The sequence below is a fragment of the Vandammella animalimorsus genome (assembly GCF_002285285.1).
Lineage (GTDB): Bacteria > Pseudomonadota > Gammaproteobacteria > Burkholderiales > Burkholderiaceae_C > Lampropedia > Lampropedia animalimorsus.
The window spans coordinates 97,027-113,156 of the sequence record NZ_NSJF01000005.1 but is presented as its reverse complement, the minus strand read 5'-3'; the positions used below and the strand labels follow the sequence as shown (position 1 = coordinate 113,156).

The 16,130-nt window shown below is 68.5% G+C and carries 13 protein-coding genes; 7 read left to right on the top strand and 6 right to left on the bottom strand.

The window, feature by feature from the left end; translation table 11 throughout:
• Positions 1–38 precede the first annotated feature (38 nt).
• Positions 39–278: an exodeoxyribonuclease VII small subunit gene (xseB, locus tag CK620_RS10170; RefSeq protein WP_095542816.1), complete on the bottom strand. Its 240-nt coding sequence runs from the start codon at positions 276–278 to the stop codon at positions 39–41.
• Positions 279–840: 562 nt separating this feature from the next.
• Here xseB and CK620_RS10165 point away from each other — a divergent pair.
• Positions 841–1,980, top strand: coding sequence for an aromatic ring-hydroxylating oxygenase subunit alpha (locus CK620_RS10165; protein ID WP_095550343.1), 1,140 nt, complete (start codon positions 841–843; stop codon positions 1,978–1,980).
• An 88-nt stretch (positions 1,981–2,068) separates the two neighbouring features.
• On the opposite strand, the gene CK620_RS10160 is transcribed toward CK620_RS10165, so the two are convergent.
• The 3 genes from CK620_RS10160 to rnhA all read right to left on the bottom strand — a co-directional run bounded on the left by CK620_RS10160 (position 2,069) and on the right by rnhA (position 4,443).
• Positions 2,069–2,728, bottom strand: a complete 660-nt coding sequence (locus CK620_RS10160) for a methionine ABC transporter permease (protein ID WP_095539106.1) — start codon at positions 2,726–2,728, stop codon at positions 2,069–2,071.
• On the bottom strand, positions 2,721–3,884 hold the full coding sequence (locus tag CK620_RS10155) for a methionine ABC transporter ATP-binding protein (RefSeq protein WP_095550201.1): 1,164 nt from the start codon (positions 3,882–3,884) through the stop codon (positions 2,721–2,723). The genes CK620_RS10160 and CK620_RS10155 overlap by 8 nt, the downstream gene beginning before the upstream one ends.
• A 118-nt stretch (positions 3,885–4,002) precedes the next feature.
• Positions 4,003–4,443 (bottom strand): ribonuclease HI, encoded by a 441-nt coding sequence (gene rnhA, locus CK620_RS10150; RefSeq protein ID WP_095542840.1) that lies wholly within the window; start codon positions 4,441–4,443, stop codon positions 4,003–4,005.
• Positions 4,444–4,713: 270 nt separating this feature from the next.
• Here rnhA and CK620_RS10145 point away from each other — a divergent pair, with 270 nt between their 5' ends.
• Positions 4,714–5,718 carry a Bug family tripartite tricarboxylate transporter substrate binding protein gene (locus CK620_RS10145; RefSeq protein ID WP_238946093.1) on the top strand — a complete coding sequence of 335 codons (1,005 nt, stop codon included), beginning with the start codon at positions 4,714–4,716 and terminating at the stop codon, positions 5,716–5,718.
• Positions 5,719–5,775: 57 nt separating this feature from the next.
• On the opposite strand, the gene CK620_RS10140 is transcribed toward CK620_RS10145, so the two are convergent.
• Positions 5,776–6,981, bottom strand: a complete 1,206-nt coding sequence (locus CK620_RS10140) for a M20 aminoacylase family protein (RefSeq protein ID WP_095550200.1) — start codon at positions 6,979–6,981, stop codon at positions 5,776–5,778.
• A gap of 124 nt (positions 6,982–7,105) precedes the next feature.
• Between CK620_RS10140 and CK620_RS10135 the strand changes: the two genes are divergently transcribed.
• The gene (locus tag CK620_RS10135; protein ID WP_095550199.1) at positions 7,106–8,185 is read left to right on the top strand and encodes a phosphoglycerate mutase; all 1,080 of its coding nucleotides are present in this window, start codon (positions 7,106–7,108) and stop codon (positions 8,183–8,185) included.
• 60 nt (positions 8,186–8,245) lie between these two features.
• Positions 8,246–9,955 carry a single-stranded-DNA-specific exonuclease RecJ gene (recJ, locus tag CK620_RS10130; protein ID WP_095550198.1) on the top strand — a complete coding sequence of 570 codons (1,710 nt, stop codon included), beginning with the start codon at positions 8,246–8,248 and terminating at the stop codon, positions 9,953–9,955.
• A 36-nt stretch (positions 9,956–9,991) separates the two neighbouring features.
• Here the strand turns inward: recJ and CK620_RS10125 are convergent, their stop codons facing one another.
• Positions 9,992–10,957 carry a helix-turn-helix transcriptional regulator gene (locus tag CK620_RS10125; RefSeq protein ID WP_179290625.1) on the bottom strand — a complete coding sequence of 322 codons (966 nt, stop codon included), beginning with the start codon at positions 10,955–10,957 and terminating at the stop codon, positions 9,992–9,994.
• A gap of 249 nt (positions 10,958–11,206) precedes the next feature.
• Here CK620_RS10125 and CK620_RS10120 point away from each other — a divergent pair, with 249 nt between their 5' ends.
• The 3 genes from CK620_RS10120 to CK620_RS10110 are packed head-to-tail and all read left to right on the top strand — an operon-like array spanning position 11,207 to position 16,127.
• Positions 11,207–12,499 (top strand): MFS transporter, encoded by a 1,293-nt coding sequence (locus CK620_RS10120; RefSeq protein WP_179290624.1) that lies wholly within the window; start codon positions 11,207–11,209, stop codon positions 12,497–12,499.
• Positions 12,496–14,295 (top strand): ABC transporter ATP-binding protein, encoded by a 1,800-nt coding sequence (locus CK620_RS10115; protein WP_238946092.1) that lies wholly within the window; start codon positions 12,496–12,498, stop codon positions 14,293–14,295. The genes CK620_RS10120 and CK620_RS10115 overlap by 4 nt, the downstream gene beginning before the upstream one ends.
• Positions 14,292–16,127, top strand: coding sequence for an ABC transporter ATP-binding protein (locus tag CK620_RS10110; RefSeq protein ID WP_095550195.1), 1,836 nt, complete (start codon positions 14,292–14,294; stop codon positions 16,125–16,127). Before CK620_RS10115 ends, CK620_RS10110 begins: the two co-directional genes overlap by 4 nt.
• Positions 16,128–16,130: the final 3 nt, after the last annotated feature.

Here is a 16,130-nt window from a genome sequence, read left to right as displayed (position 1 = left end):
TCTCCGAAAAACGCTTGCGCCTAGGCGGCGGGGCGGGCTCAGTCCTCTTGCTCGCCCAACGGGCGCACCAGCTGTCCGTCCAGGATCTGCACCTGCGCCTGCACCTGCTGCAACCGTTCGCTGCAAAAGGCCAGCAGCTGCGCGCCGCGCTGGTAGCCTGCCAGCAACTGCTCCAGTGGCAGGGCGCCCGATTCGATCTGGCCCAGCAAATGCTCCAGCTCTTGCATGGCCGCCTCGTAGCTGGCGGGCTCATTCTTCTTGGACTTGGCAGCGTTCATGGCACAGAAAAAGAAAACACCAGGCGGGCCTTGGGCGGGCACGCACGCCGAGCGAACGAAAACGGCGGATTTTAAGAGCTTGCTCAAAGTCTTGGCGCAATCGGGCAAAAAGCGGTTCGGGATGGGTTGCAGGGCGCCGCCTTGCGCACATCTCGCAGCCATGGTCCCAGCCATGGCAAAGCTTTCAACGCTGCAGGCCGCCCCATTTGCTTTTTTGCCTGCCGTGCGCCAAGACTTGGAACCGGCGCTCTACAGCGAGCGCCATAGCCTGGCCTGCAATGGCAATTCACGTAGGCGCTGCTCAAGCATTCAGCGCGCTTTTCCCTCCTTGGGGGGCACTGATAGAATCGCCTCTCGTTGAACAGGGCCGGGCGGTGCATTGCATTGACCGGCTTGTTTTTTCGTCGTGCGCCTTCAATGAAGTTTCCCACTTTGGCGCGCCGCTCGAAATGACGAAAGCCCATGCCAACGGTGGCCGCGCCAGGCCCACTGTGGCGCGCGGCACCAGCGGCCCGGCCCAGACGCACCGGGCTTGTTCGAGTCGTCCATGGATCAGGATGCGATGTCTGATTTGAGTCTTCCCCTGCAGCAGGCCAAAAGCCAGTTGCCCGTCTCCAGCTATTTTGACCAGGCGCTGTTCCAGCGTGAGTTGCAAACCCTGTTTGCCGCCGGGCCGCGCTACATGGGCCACCAGCTGGCCGTGCCCGAGCCCGGCGACTACTTTGCCCTGCCGCAAGAGCAGCAAGGCCGTGCGCTGGTGCGCCAGCGCGATGGCTCCGTGGCGCTGATCTCCAATGTCTGCCGCCACCGCCAGGCCGTGATGCTGCAAGGCCGTGGCAATCTGCAAAACAACGCCAAGGGCAGTGCGGCAGGCAACATCGTCTGCCCACTGCACCGCTGGACCTACAGCGAAAACGGCACGCTGCTGGGCGCGCCGCATTTCCCGCAAGACCCGTGCCTGAACCTCAACCAGTACCGGCTGCGCGAGTGGAACGGCCTGCTGTTCGAGGACAACGGCCGCGACATCGCCGCTGACCTGGCCCGGCTGGGCCCGCGCCACGCACTGAGCTTCGAGGGCTTTGCGCTGGACCACGTGGAAATGCACGAGTGCAACTACAACTGGAAGACCTTCATCGAGGTCTATCTGGAGGACTACCACGTCGGCCCCTTCCACCCTGGGCTGGGCAACTTCGTCACCTGCGACGATCTGCGCTGGGAGTTCGGGCAGGAATACTCCGTGCAGACCGTGGGCGTGGCCAATGCGCTCAAGCAATCGGGCAGCGCCGTTTACCAGCGCTGGCACGAAGTGCTGCTGCGCTACAACGAAGGCCGCCTGCCCGAGCACGGCGCCATCTGGCTGACCTATTACCCGCACATCATGATCGAGTGGTACCCGCACGTGCTGACGGTCTCCACGCTGCACCCCATCAGCGTGGACAAGACCATGAACGTGGTGGAGTTCTATTACCCCGAGGAAATCGTCGCCTTCGAGCGCGAATTCGTCGAGGCGCAGCGTGCGGCCTACATGGAAACAGCCATCGAGGACGATGAAATCGGCGAGCGCATGGACGCCGGGCGCAAGGCCTTGTTCGCGCGCGGCGATAACGAAGTCGGCCCCTACCAAAGCCCGATGGAAGATGGCATGCAGCACTTCCACGAGTGGTACCGCCGCGCCATGGCCTTCGAGGACGCGGCAAGCTAGAGCGTGTTCAAAGCGCCAACCCACAAAAGACAAAGCCCGTGCCGGCAAGTGAGAGCGGCACGGGCTTTGTTTTTGTGCAGATGCTGACTCAGCGGTGCTTGAGCCAGTGCACATAGGCATCGCCCAGCCACTGCACCAGCGTCACCAGAACGATCAGGATGGCGATGACGATCAGGCTGACCTGGTTGTCAAAGCGCTGGTAGCCGTAGCGGATCGCCAGATCGCCCAGCCCGCCCGCGCCCACCGCGCCAGCCATGGCGGTGTAGCTGATCAGCGCCACCAGCGTGACGGTAAAACCGCCAATGATGCCGGGCAAGGCCTCGGGCAGATAGACATGGCGCACGATGTGCCATTTGCGGCAGCCCATGGCCTGGGCCGCTTCGACCAGGCCGCGGTCCACCTCACGCAGGCTGACTTCGGCAATGCGGGCAAAGAACGGCGTGGCGCTGATGGACAGCGGCACGATGGCGGCCCACACGCCGATGGAGGTGCCCACCAGATAGCGCGTGACTGGCAAGAGCGCCACCAGCAGCACGATGAAGGGCACGGCGCGAAAGCCGTTGACGACTGCGCCAAATACGCGGTGCACCGCCGGCGAGGCCAGCAGCCCGCCCGGCGCCGTGAGGATCAGCAGCAAGGCCATGGGGATGCCGCCCAGCAGCACGATGGCGCCCGAGACGGACACCATCAGCAGCGTATCCAGCAGGGCCTGCCAGTAAGTGGCCAGCGGAATGCTGAGTTCAAACATGGCGCTCTCCTGAAATTGCGGCCAGGCCGGCATCGCCCAGCGCGACGTGCTCCAGCGCGATATGGCCCAGCAGCTGGGCGCTGTGGGCGATGGCCTGCTCGCCCTGGCACAGGGCCTGCAAATCGGGCAAGGGGGCGCTGCCGCCCACGGCCAGCAGCAGGCGCCCGTAGGCATGGCCCTGGATGCGATCGACCCCGCCGTGCAGCAGGCGCACCGGGCCAGGCAGCGCCTGGGCAATGCGCAGCAGGTCGGGCTCCAGAGCGCCCGCGCCGGTGTAGCCCAGCTGCAGCACGCGCGCATGGCCTGCGCCATTGGCCGGGGCCTGGGGCAGCAGCCGCGCGCGCAACTCATCGGGCAACTGCTGCTGCAGCGGCGCCAGCAGCGCCTGCGTGGCCGGGTGCTGCGGCGCGCCAAACACCTGCCAAACGGGGCCCAGTTCGGCAATGCGGCCCTGCTCCAGCACCAGCACATGATCGGCAATCTCACGGATCACGCTCATCTCGTGCGTGATGAGGATGACGGTAATGCCCAGGCGGCGATTGATGTCGCGCAGCAACTGCAAAATGGCCTGCGTGGTCTCGGGATCCAGCGCCGAGGTGGCCTCATCGCACAGCAGGATCGGCGGGTTGTGCACCAGCGCCCGGGCAATGCCCACGCGCTGCTTTTGCCCGCCCGAGAGCTGGCGCGGGTACATGGATTTCTTGTCGGCCAGGCCCACCAGCTCCAGCAGCTCCTGCACGCGCGCATGGGTCTGCGCCGCACTGCAGCCGGCCACCTGCATGGGCAGCGCCACGTTGTCCCACACGGTCTTGAAGGCCAGCAGGTTGAAGTGCTGGAAGATCATGCCGATGCGCCGCCGCTGGCGCACCAGCTCATGCTGCGACAGACGGCCAATATCCACGCCCTCGACCAGCACGCGGCCCTCGGTGGGCTCTTCGAGCCGGTTGATGGTGCGCAGCAGGCTGGACTTGCCCGCGCCACTGCGGCCAATGATGCCGAACACGCTGCCGCGTGCAATGGCCAGGTCAATGCCGGCCAGCGCCTGCAAGGGCCCGGCCGAGGACTGGTAGGTCTTGCCCACGCCCTCGAACACCACGGCCGCATCGGCATGACCAGGGGGCCGCGGCGGCTGCGGCGGCATGGCTTCATGCGTCATTTCTTACTCTCATTCATCAAGGGCATTCAGAGGGAATCATGGGGCGGCCTGTGCGGCCAACGCGCCCACACCGCCCAGGCCACGCCAGCGTCAGGCTTGCCAGACCCTGGCGGCAGGTTCAGGCCAGCTCCTCAACGCCACGGTTGGCCAGCGCATCGGCGCGCTCGTTGCCGGCAATGCCTGCATGGCCCTTGACCCAGCGCCAGTCGATCTGGTGGCCGCGCTCGTGCACCAGCGCATCGAGCTCGCGCCACAGCTCGGCATTCTTGACCGGCTGCTTGCTCGCCGTCTGCCAGCCCCTGGCCTTCCAGCCATGGATCCATTCGGTGATGCCCTTGCGCACGTACTCGCTGTCCAGATACAGCGTGATGCGGCAGGGGCGCTTGAGCAAGGCCAGGGCCTCGATCACGGCGCGCAGCTCCATGCGGTTGTTGGTGGTGCTGCGCTCGCCGCCCCAGATCTCCTTGCTGTGCCCCTGCGACTGCAGCAGCGCCCCCCAACCGCCCGCGCCGGGGTTGCCTTTGCAGGCGCCATCGGTGTAGATCGTGACCTCGTTCAGGGCGGGGGGCATATCAGCAAGGAAAACAAAACGCTGGCCGCGCCAAAGACGCGGCAAAAGCGCGCATTCTATGCGGCTGCGTTACCAGGGATGAACTTGCGCCCTGGCCATCCAGGGAATTTGCAGCGCCAGAAAAAGGATTGAGACTGAGCATCAAAACCACTTGCAGCTCATGTATGGTGGCGGCCTGATTGCAACGCGCCGGTCGACCTGGCCGGTGGCCCATCCACCCTGCCCCTTTAAGGAGTTTTTGTGAGCCCTATTCGCCCTTTGAAATCACCAACCCGCCCTGGCCTGCTGCGGCGCGCCCTGTGCGCTGCCCTGCCCGCTTTGCTGGCCATGCCGGCGCTTGCCCAGGCCCAGCAGGCAGCCGTCCCATTCCCCAGCCGCACGGTGACGCTGATCGTCAACGGCGGCGCCGGCAGCCTGCCCGATTTGTTTGCCCGCCCGCTGGCCGAGAAGCTGCACGCCACGCTGGGCCAGCCCGTGGTGGTGGACAACCGCCCCGGCGCAGGCGGCATGGTGGCCATGAAGCAACTCAAAGAGAGCGAGCCCAGCGGCCACACGCTGGCCATCATCACCAACGCCCATGCGGTCTGGAGCCCCTACATCTTCCCCAAGCTGAGCTATGAGCCTGCGCGCGATCTGCTGCCCGTCAGCCCCATTGCCGTGCTGCCCATGGCGCTGGTGGCCCACCCCGGCCTGGGTGCGGCCAACGTGGCCGAGCTGGTCGAAAAAGCCAAGGCGCAGCCCGGCGTGCTGAACTATGCCAGCTCGGGCAATGGCAGCCCGCCGCATGTGCTGTTCGAGTTCTGGCGCCGCCAGGCGGGCATCGAGCTGCAGCACATTCCCTTCAAGACCGGCCCGGACGCGCTGACGGCCACGCTGGCAGGCGACACGCAGCTGTACTTTGCCGGCACGGCGCTGGTCGAGCCCATGGTGCGCCAACAGCGCCTGAAGGTGCTGGCCGTCAGCCCCAAAGTGGACAGCCCCAGCTTTGCCGGCGCGCCCACGCTGGAGCAGGCCGGCTACCCCGGCTTTGAAAGCGCCGTCTGGCTGGGCGTGGCGGCCCCGGCGGGCACGCCGCAGGCGGTGGTCGAGCAGCTCAACCAGGCCATTGGCCAGGCCCTGCGCGACCCAGGCTTTATCGACACCATGCGCCGCAACGGCTCCATCCCGCTGCACGAGAGCGCGGCCGCGTTCGCGCAGCGCATTGAGCAGGAGCGCAGCCACTGGGGCCCACAGCTGCAAAAACTCGGCATCCTGCCCGATTGATTTGGGGCGCCGCTTGCGGCTGCGCGCGGCGGCTGGGGCGGCCCCTCAAGCCGCCAATCAAGCCGCCGCAGGCGCCAGCCAGCGCTCGGCCAGCCGCGCCAGATAGCTGGCCCCCAGCGGCAGGATGGCATCGTTGAAGTCGTAGCTCGGGTTGTGCACCAGGCAAGGGCCATCGCCATGGCCGTCAAGGCGATGGCCTCCATCGCCATTGCCGATGAAGGCATAGCAGCCCGGGACTTTCTGCAGCATGAAGGCAAAGTCCTCGGCGGCCATGATGGGCGTCTGGCGCAGCACGCGCTGCGGCCCGACCAGCTCCTGCAGCACGGCCTGTGCGAACGCCGTCTGCGCTTCGTGGTTGACGGTTGCCGGGTAGATGCGGTTGAACTCCAGCTGCCCATTGGCGCCGTGGGCGCGGGCCGTGAACTCCACCAGCTCGCGCATGCGCTGTTCGATCACGTCCAGCACCGGCTCGGTGTAGGCGCGCACCGTGCCGCCCATGCGGCATTGCTCCGGGATGACGTTGAAGGTATCGCCGGCCTGCAGTGTCGTCACCGAAACCACGGCCGACTCCAGCGGCGGCTTGCTGCGGCTGACGATGCTTTGCAGCGCGCCGATCAACTGCCCAGCCACGACGATGGGATCGACCGCCAGATGCGGCATGGCCGCGTGCCCGCCCTTGCCCTGCAGCGTGATTTTGAACTCGCTGTTGGAAGCCAGCACCGGCCCGCTGGACAGCGCAAACGAGCCCGCCGCAATGCCCGGCATGTTGTGCATGCCGAACACCGCCTCCAGCGGATAGCGCTGCAGCAGCCCCTCACGCAGCATCACGTCCGCGCCGCCGCCGAACTCCTCGGCCGGCTGGAAGATCAGCGCCACCGTGCCAGCGAAATCGCGCGTCTGCGCCAAGTACTGCGCCGCGCCCAGCAACATGGCCGTGTGCCCATCGTGGCCGCAGGCGTGCATGCGCCCGGGCATGCGGCTGGCGTGGGCAAAGCGGTTGTGCTCGTCCATCGGCAGCGCGTCCATGTCCGCGCGCAACCCCAGCATGCGCGGCTGCGGCGCAACATGCCGGCCCTCGATCAGCCCCACCACCCCGGTGCGCGCCAGGCCCGTGTGCACCTCAATACCCCAGCTGCGCAGCCTGTCGGCCACCAGCCCGGCTGTGCGAAATTCCTCGAACCCCAGCTCCGGGTGAGCATGCAGATCGCGGCGGATGGCCGTCAACTCGTCATGGCGCTCAGCAATGGCAGCAATGGGGGACATGGGCTCTCCTGGTGCAATCGAAAGCCGGGCATTGTAGGAGCCCGTGCAAGAACAGCCGAAAAGCAGCGACAGCCCCGGCCGCTGCGACCCAGCTTGCGCGACAATCGCGCCCGTCAACACGCCCATGCCCGCAGCCGTCATGCCCATCGTCACCCACATCCTGCCCTTTGCCGCCGTGCATGGCATGCAGGCCTTTTTCTCGGCCAGCGGCGCGCAGCTGCAACTGCCGGCGCTGCAGGCCCTGCTGGGCCAGGTGGCTGCGCCGCAGTGGCTGGACCTGCCAAGCGACAGCCCGCTCATGCCCCACGAGCTGGCACTGCTGCAGGCAGCCTGGCCCGATACGGCCGAGGCCGCTGCCGCTGCCGCCACGGCTGCGGCAAACGCACCCGGCGCCGCCCAGGGCCTGCCCGCGCTGGCGGCGCTGCGCGCCTTGCAGCATGGCCTGGCCGTGCAGCCCGGCCAGGGCTGGGCGCTGGTCACCCCCTGCCACTTGCAGATCCGCACCGATGCCATCGTGCTGCACGACCCAGCCCAGCTGGCGCTCAGCCCGGCGCACAACGCCGCGCTGCTGGCGGCGCTGCGCGCGCTGTGGAGCGACGACGCACAAGGCCAGGCCGAGGATGGCCTGCAACTGTGGCCGCTGCCCGATGGCCAGTGGCTGGCGCAAGCGCCGTGGCTGGCCACTCTGGCCATGCCCTCGCTGGAGCGCGTCATCGGCCAGGATGTGCGCCACTGGCTGCCCGGCCTGGGCGGCGCACGCGGCCCGGCCAGCACCTTGCAACGCCTGCAGACCGAGGCGCAAATGCTGCTCTACACCCACCCCGTCAACGACGAGCGCGCCGCGCAAGGCCAGGCCCCGGTCAATGCGCTGTGGTTCTCCGGCACGGGCGTGGTGCCGCCGCAGGCCGCCGCCGCGCAGCCGCGCCTGGCGCACATCCACCTGCACACGGCGCTGCGCGACGCCGCGCTGGCGGGCAACTTCCACGCCTGGGCCGCGCAATGGCAGGCGCTGGACGCCAGCCTGCTGCAACAGTTGCTGGCCACGCCGCCCAGCGCCGAAGGCCCGGCCTGGCAACTGCTGCTGGCCGGCGAGCGGCGCGCCGCCTGGCTCAGGCCGCAGGCGCCGCACTGGCTCCAGCGCCTGCGCCAGGCCCTGGGCCTGCGCCCGCGCGACGCTGCCATGCAGCTGCTGCAGCAACTGTAGATCGGCCGCCAGCGCCCCGAACACCTCGATCACAGCACAGCCCAACAGGACAGCCCCGCCTTGAAATACCGCCAGCGCCCCACAGCCCCGCAAGCCCAGCAGGCCCTGCAGCAAGCCGGCATTGCGCCGCTGCTGGCCCAACTCTATGCCGCACGCGGCATTGCCGATGCCCGCGAGCTGGACACCCGGCTGCAGGCCCTGCTGCCACCGACCACGCTCAAGGGCGCGGCCAGCGCCGCCGCCCTGCTGGCCCAGGCCATCGCCCAGCGCCAGCGCATCGGCATCGTGGCCGACTACGACTGCGACGGCGCCACCGCCTGCGCCGTGGCGCTGCGCGGGCTGCGCATGCTTGGCGCGCAAGACCTGCACTACCTGGTGCCCAACCGCATCGAAGACGGCTACGGCCTCACCCCCCGGCTGGCCGAACGCATGCACGCCAGCGGCACGCAGCTGCTGGTGACGGTGGACAACGGCATCGCCAGCATCGAAGGCGTGGCCCGCGCACGCGCGCTGGGCATGCAGGTGCTGATCACCGACCACCACCTGCCCGGCCCGGCCCTGCCCCAGGCGGACGCACTGGTCAACCCCAACCAGCCCGGTTGCAGCTTCCCCAGCAAACACCTGGCCGGCGTGGGCGTGATGTTCTACACCCTGCTGGCGCTGCGCAGCCTGCTGCGCGAGCGCGGCCAGTTCACGGCCCACAACCAGCCACGGCTGGACAGCCTGCTGCCGCTGGTGGCGCTGGGCACCGTGGCCGACGTCGTGCCGCTGGACGCCAACAACCGCCTGCTGGCCAGCCAGGGGCTGGCGCGCATCCGCGCCGGGCACATGCCCGCTGGCATGGCCGCGCTGTTCGAGCTCAGCCGCCGCAACCCGGCGCGCGCCCACGCCAGCGACCTGGGCTTTGCGCTGGCGCCGCGCCTGAATGCCGCCGGCCGCCTGACCGACATGACCATCGGCATCGAATGCCTGCTCACCGACGACGCCCAGCGCGCCGCCGAGCTGGCGCAGATGCTCGACGACATCAACCGCCTGCGCCGCGACCTGGAAGCGGACATGAAGCAAGTGGCCATCGGCAGCGTGCTGCAAAACCTGGCCCGCGCCCCCCGCCTGCCCGCGGCCATCACCGTCAGCGACGGCGGCTTTCACGAAGGCGTGGTTGGCATCGTCGCCGCGCGCGTCAAGGAGCAATTTCACCGCCCCACCTTCGTCTTCGCCCCCAGCGCCGCCGAGGACGGCGCCGGCCTGCTCAAAGGCTCGGGTCGCTCCATCGCCGGCTTTCACCTGCGCGACGCGCTGGATCTGCTGGCCAAGCGCCACCCCGGCGTGCTGGAAAAATTCGGCGGCCACGCCATGGCCGCCGGCTGCACGCTGCGCAGCCAGGCCCTGCCCATCTTTCAGGACGCGCTGCAACGCATCGCCGAAGAATGGCTGGACGAAGCCGCCCTGCACGGCCAGACCTGGTGCGACGGCCCGCTGCCGGCGCAATACCGCAGCATCGAAACGGCCGAACTGCTGCAAACCCAGGTCTGGGGCCAGGGCTTTGCCGCCCCGCTGTTCATGGAGCCGCTGCACGTGCTGGAGCAGCGCGTGGTCGCCAGCCGCCACATGGCGCTGAAAGTGCTGCACCACGGCCAGGTGGTCGAAGGCATCTGGTTCGGTCGCACCGAACGCCTGCCCGAACAGGCCGAGCTGGCCTATCGGCTGGAGACCGACGAATGGATGGGCCGCAAACGCCTGCGCTTTCTGGTCGAAGCCATGGCCGATTGAGCGCCGTCACAGTGATGGAAATGACGGTGTAGGAGGCTATTGGCCCAGCTGGCCGCTGGCCCACTGCCTGGGCGGCATTCCCAGCTGGCGGCTGAAGACCTTGCTGAAATGGCTTGCGCTGCCAAAGCCGCAGCGCTGCGCGGTCTGGGCGATGGAGTGGCCCTGGGCCAGCAGGCTCTGGGCCAGATCCAGCCGGATGGCGGTCAGGCGCTCGTGCACGCTGCATGCGTATAGGGCCTGAAAACCCGCTTGCAGGCGTTTCTCGTTCAGGCCCACGGCCTGGGCCAGCGCGGCCACGCTCCAGGGCTGCTCGCAGGCGCTCTCCAGCAGGGCATTGGCCCGCAGCAGCCGAGGCCGGTCGGCCGGTACGGCGCGCCGCAATTGGCCGTGGCCTTGCTCGATGCTGCAATGCTGGAGCACGGCGGCCAGGGCCTCGGCGGCCTTGGCGCACAGCAAGGCGCTCTTGGCCTTGCAATCGGGCAAGCAGCCCTGCTGGCGCGCCAGCTCCACGGCGATGCGCTGCAACTGGCTGAACACTGGCAGCACGGCTGCACAGGCATCGAGGTGGCGCATGCCATGGCGGGCCTGGCGCAGCAGGGCCTGCATGTCCTGCATGCCCATGCCGGTCAGGCCCCGCAGCGCCTGCGGGCTCAAGTGCAGATTGAGCAGGCGAAACGGCCCGGCGCCAGAGAGCACGTTCCAGCCGCGGGTGTGCTGGCCAGCGGCCATCAGCAAGGCCTGGCCCGCGCCCAGGCCAAAGACGGCACCATCCTCGAATGCGGCCTCCATCTGGCCTTCGAGCAGGATGCTCAAGGCCAGCGCAGGCGCCGAGGCGGACTCAAAGGCCCAGTCCTCGCCAGGCCGCCCATTCATGCCGCAAAGGTTGATGCCCTCGTTGGGGCGCTCCAGCCAAATGGCCTGCCGCCAAGCCTGGGGCACGCCGCCCAAGGCGCTATCCATCAGCCGGGCCGGGTCTTGCACTGGTGCATTGCGTGTGTGCATAGGCATTTTCCGTAATCGACAAATTCCGCCCCGAAACCGCGCATCGGCCCGAATGGCTCGCAAGATGATACGCATTCGCATGCAATTGCAAACGATTGTATGGCGCGCTCCCCGGCAGGCTTGGCGCGGCCCGCAGGCGCATCGGCAGGTGCAGATGGCAGTTCAGCATCCAGGTCATCCGCGCCATGCGCGCAGCCGCGGTTTGCAATGGCCGATCCGTTTCCCGTTGTTCCGCCGCCGCTTTCGCCCATGGGCACCTCCCCTTCACCCCACTGCATCCCGCCAGGCTGGCCGCATGTGCTGGCCGCCATTGGCGCGGTGTACGTCACGCAAACCATCGTCACCGGGCTGGTCACGCAGGCCTTGCCCACACTGCTGCGCGATGCTGGGGCCTCGCTGACCGTGGCGGGGCTGACGGCCTTGCTGTGGGCGCCCTGGGGGCTGCGTTTTTTCTGGGCGCCCCACATTGAACGCTGGCGTCTGCCTGCCGGGCAAACGCAACGGCGCTCGCGCGCCCTGGTGCTGACCGGGCAATGGCTGATGGCCGCCGTGCTGGCGGCGTTGGGGCTGGCGGGCCTGCTGCTGCCACTGACGTTGAGTGCGCACGCGCCCTGGATTCTGGCGGCACTGCTGCTGGCCGCGCTGCTGGCCGCCACGGCGGACGTGGCCTGTGACGGCTTTGCCGTGGAGCAGCTCAGCGCGCGCTGGCGCGGCTGGGGCAATGCCGTGCAGGTGGGCGGCAGTTATGTGGGCGCGATGCTGGGCGCGGGCGGATTTTTGCTGCTCGCAGGCCGACTGGGCTGGCCAATGGCGCTGTGCCTGACGGCCGTGCTCATGGCGTTGCTGAGCTTGCCCATGCTGATGCTGCGCGAGCCAGCCGGCCCTGCCTGCCAGACCTTGGCGCACCGCCCCGGCATCGCCCACGCGCTGCGCCGCCCAGAGCTGCGCACGGGCCTGATGCTGTTGTTGCTGTGCAGTGCGGGCGTGCGGCTGTCGCTGGGCATGTTCGGGCCGTTGTTGCTCGACCGTGGCATGGACTTGCAGCAGGTGGGGTGGGTGTTCGGCACGCTGCAGCTGAGCGCTGGCCTGGGCGGCGCGATTGTGGGCGGCTTGCTGGTGCGGCGCTGCCCCGGCTGGCGCGCCGTGGCTGTGGCGATGTGCTGCAAGGCCATCGTGCTGGCGGCATTGACGCTGGCGGCGCGGCCCGAGGCGAGCGCCAGCGCAGCGGTTCTTGTGGCGCTGATTGGCTTGATGTTCACCGTCATGGCCTGCCTGTGGGTGGCGTTGTATGCGGCCTTGATGGGCTTGGCTTCGCCCTTGCAGCCGGGGGTGGATTTCACGCTGTGCCAAAGCGCCGATGCGCTGCTGGCGCTGGCCGGCGGCGTGCTGGGCGGCTGGCTGTCGCAGCGCCTGGGCTACGCCGCCTGTTTTGCGCTGGCGGCCTTGCTGGCGGCGCTGGCCATGGTGCGGGTGAGCCATCAGGTGAAGCAGCAAGCACGCCAGAACCAAGACAGCGCCGCCAATGCAGGAGCCGCGCCATGAGCCAGAACACCACCCGGCCCAGCGCCTGGGCCATCATGCGCCCGGTGCAAGGCCGCATCCGCCGCGCCATGGCCTGGTCCGCCATCGCTTCGGCCACGGTGCTGGGCGCGATGGCGGCCCTGGCCTGGGCCATGCACGCCCTGCTGCAAACGCCCCGGCAGTACCCGTGGCAACCGTTGCTGGTCTGCCTGCTGCTGACGGTGCTGGCCTTCACGCTGCGCCTGCGGGCCTCGCATGTCTCGCACTGCGCGGCCTTTCGCCTGGAGGCGTTGCTGCGCACCACGCTGGCGGGCCATCTGGCCCAGGTGCCGCTGGGCCAGGTGCAGCAACTGGGCAGCGCCGCGTTGACCAAGGTGCTGATGGAGGACGTCAAATCCCTGCATGTTTTCGTGGCCGATGCCACGCCCCTGTATGCGCGGGCCTATGCCGCGCCGCTGTTGACCGGCGTGCTGCTGTACGCGCTGGATTGGCGGCTGGCGCTGGCTGCCACGGCCGTGCTGGGCATCGGCATGACCACCGTAGCGCTGGCCTGGCGCGGCAGCGCCCAGATGATGCGTCGCTACCACGCGGCTGGCGAGCGCGTGGCCCGCGCGGTGGTGGAGTACGTGCAGGCCATGCCGGTGGTGCGCAGCTTCGACACCGGCGCGACCACCTTTGGGCGCTACCAGCGCGCCCTGGAGGACTACCGCGCCGTGCTGCTGCGCTGGTACCGCATGGCAGGGCTGCCCTCGCGTCTGTCGCAAATCATCCTCAGCCCCTTGCCCACCCTGGCGGCGCTGCTGTGGCTGGGCGCATGGCTGCTGGCGCAAGGCAGGCTCGATGCCGCGCCCTGGCTGGCCGCGCTGCTGATCGGCACGGGCATGGCCGAGGCGCTGATGCCGCTGATGGCGCTGCGCCACCTGATCGGCAAGACGCAGATGAGCATCCAACGCATCCATGAAATCCTGCAACTGCCGCCGCTGCCCTTGCCCGCGCCGGGTCAGGCGCAAACGCCGCGCGACGCCAGCGTGGTGTTCGAGCAGGTCGATTTCCGCTACGGCGACGATGGCCCGCTGGCCTTGCAGGGCGTGGGCTTTCGGGCGCCGCCGGGCAGCGTCACCGCGCTGGTTGGCCCATCGGGCGCGGGCAAAAGCACCGTGGCGCAACTCATCCCGCGTTTCTGGGATGTGAGCGCCGGGCGCATTCTGGTCGGCGGCGTGGACGTGCGCCACATGCAACCCGATGTGCTGATGCGTCAGGTCGGCTTCGTGTTTCAGGACGTTTTTCTGCTGGCCGACAGCATCGCCAACAACATCCGGCTGGGCGTGCCAGAGGCCACGATGGAGGAGGTGATCGCCGCCGCCCGCTGCGCCCAGGCGCACGCATTCATCGAGGCCTTGCCGCAGGGCTATGACACGCAGGCGGGCGAGCGCGGCGTGCGCCTTTCTGGCGGGCAGCGCCAGCGCATCGCCATTGCGCGGGCCATTTTGCAGAACCGCCCGATTCTGATGCTGGACGAGGCCACGGCCTACGCCGATGCGGAAAACGAAGCCGCCATAGTGGCCGCGCTGGCGCAACTCATGCGCGGCAAAACCGTGCTGATGGTGGCGCACCGCCTGCCCACCATTCGCACGGCCGATCAGATTCTGGTGTTCCAGCAAGGGCGGCTGGCCGAGCAAGGCCGCCATGACGACTTGCTGGCGCAGGGCGGCCTGTACGCCCGCCTGTGGCGCAACCATGAACAGGCGCGCGACTGGGCCTTGTCGGGCAATCATGCGGCAAGCCATGCATCACGCCGACAAGGAGAGCAGGCATGAACCGCGCCGCGTCCGCCCCTCGCATCACCCCCTTGCGCCAGACCTGGCGGCAACTGATGCACAGCGCCCGCTCGCGCGCGCCGCGCCTGCGCGCCAGCCTGATCGCCCTGGCGCTGGCCAGCGCCACCCAGGGGCTGGCCCTGGCCTGCCTGATGCCCTTGTTCCAGGCCCTGATGCCCGCGCCCGACTGGCGTGCCGCCTGGCCCTGGTTGGTCGCCATGACGCTGGCCATGATCGCCAGCATGGCATTGCGCTGGCGCGCCATGGCCTTCGACTACGGCGGCGACATGGTGCAAAACAGCCACGAGCTGCGCACCGCCCTGGGCGAGCAACTGCGCCGTATCCCACTGCAAGAGCTGCAAAGCCGCCGCGCGGGCGAAGTCCACGCTGCACTGCTGGGCGGGGTGGATGAAAACCTCAGCTATCTGCTGACCGTGGCCCAGATGATGGCCAACGCCCTGTTGACCCCCGTGGTCGTGGCCCTGGCCGCGCTGTACTTCGACTGGCGCATGGGCCTGCTGTTGCTGTTGGTGTTTCCGCTGCTCGTGCCGTTGTACCGCTGGCGGCGGCCGGCCTTCGGGCGCGGCATGCGCATGTTGGCCGAGGCCGACGCTCGCGCCAGCGCCGATGCGCTCGAATACATCCAGGGCTTGCCCGCCTGGCGCGCGGCCTGTTGCACCGGCGAAGGCGCGCAACGCCTGCAAGCCAGCATCGAGCAACTGGAGGCCGTGCAAACCATCGGCCTGCAAAAAGGCGCCAGGCCCAATCTGGCGCTGGCCGCCGTGATGGAGCTGGCCGTGCTGCTGGTGGTGTGCGCGGGCGCGCTGCTGGTCACCGCAGGCGCGCTCGATACCGCCATTCTCGCGGCCCTGATGGTGCTGGCCGTGCGCTTTGGCGAGCCATTGGCCAACTTCGTGCTGTACGCCAAGGTCATCGACCTGATTGAAGCGGCGCTGGGCAAGATCGACGCCCTGCTGCGCATCGCCGCCTTGCCACAGGCCACGCCAGCGGCCCAGCCGCAAGGCTTTGCCATCGCCATCGAAAACGTGGACTTTCGCTATGCCAATGCCAGCGCGCAGACCTTGCACGGCATCAGCGCCCAATTGCCAGAGCGCAGCCTGACCGCGCTGGTTGGCCCCTCGGGCAGCGGCAAAAGCACGCTGGCGCGCCTGCTGCTGCGCCATGCCGATCCACAGGCCGGGCGCATCACCATCGGCGGCGCCGATCTGCGCGCCCTGACGCCAGAGCAGCTCAACGGGATGATTTCCGTGGTGTTCCAGGAGGTGTATCTGTTTGACGACAGCATCCTGGCCAACATCCGCATGGCCAGGCCCGAGGCGAGCGACGCGCAGGTGCGCGCTGCGGCGCAAGCGGCCTGCTGCCACGAGTTCATCAGCCGATTGCCGCAAGGCTATGACACCCGCGTGGGCGAGATCGGCGCGCGGCTCTCGGGCGGCGAACGCCAGCGCATCAGCATTGCCCGCGCCATGCTCAAGGACGCGCCCATCGTCATCCTCGACGAACCCACCGCCGCGCTGGATACCGAAAGCGAAATCGCCGTCCAGGCCGCCATCGACGCGCTGGTGCGCAGCCGCACCGTGATCGTGATCGCCCATCGCCTCAGCACCATCGCCGCTGCCGACCAGATTCTGGTGCTGGACGACGGCCGCATCACCGAGCGCGGCCGGCATGCGCAATTGCTCGCGGGCAACGGGCGCTACGCCCGCATGTGGCGCGCCAGCGAAAGCGCCAAGCACTGGAGCGCCCACGGCGCGCCCGAATCTTGCCCATCCCGCCAATCCCCCCATAACCCCTCACCGACAGGAGACTGAACC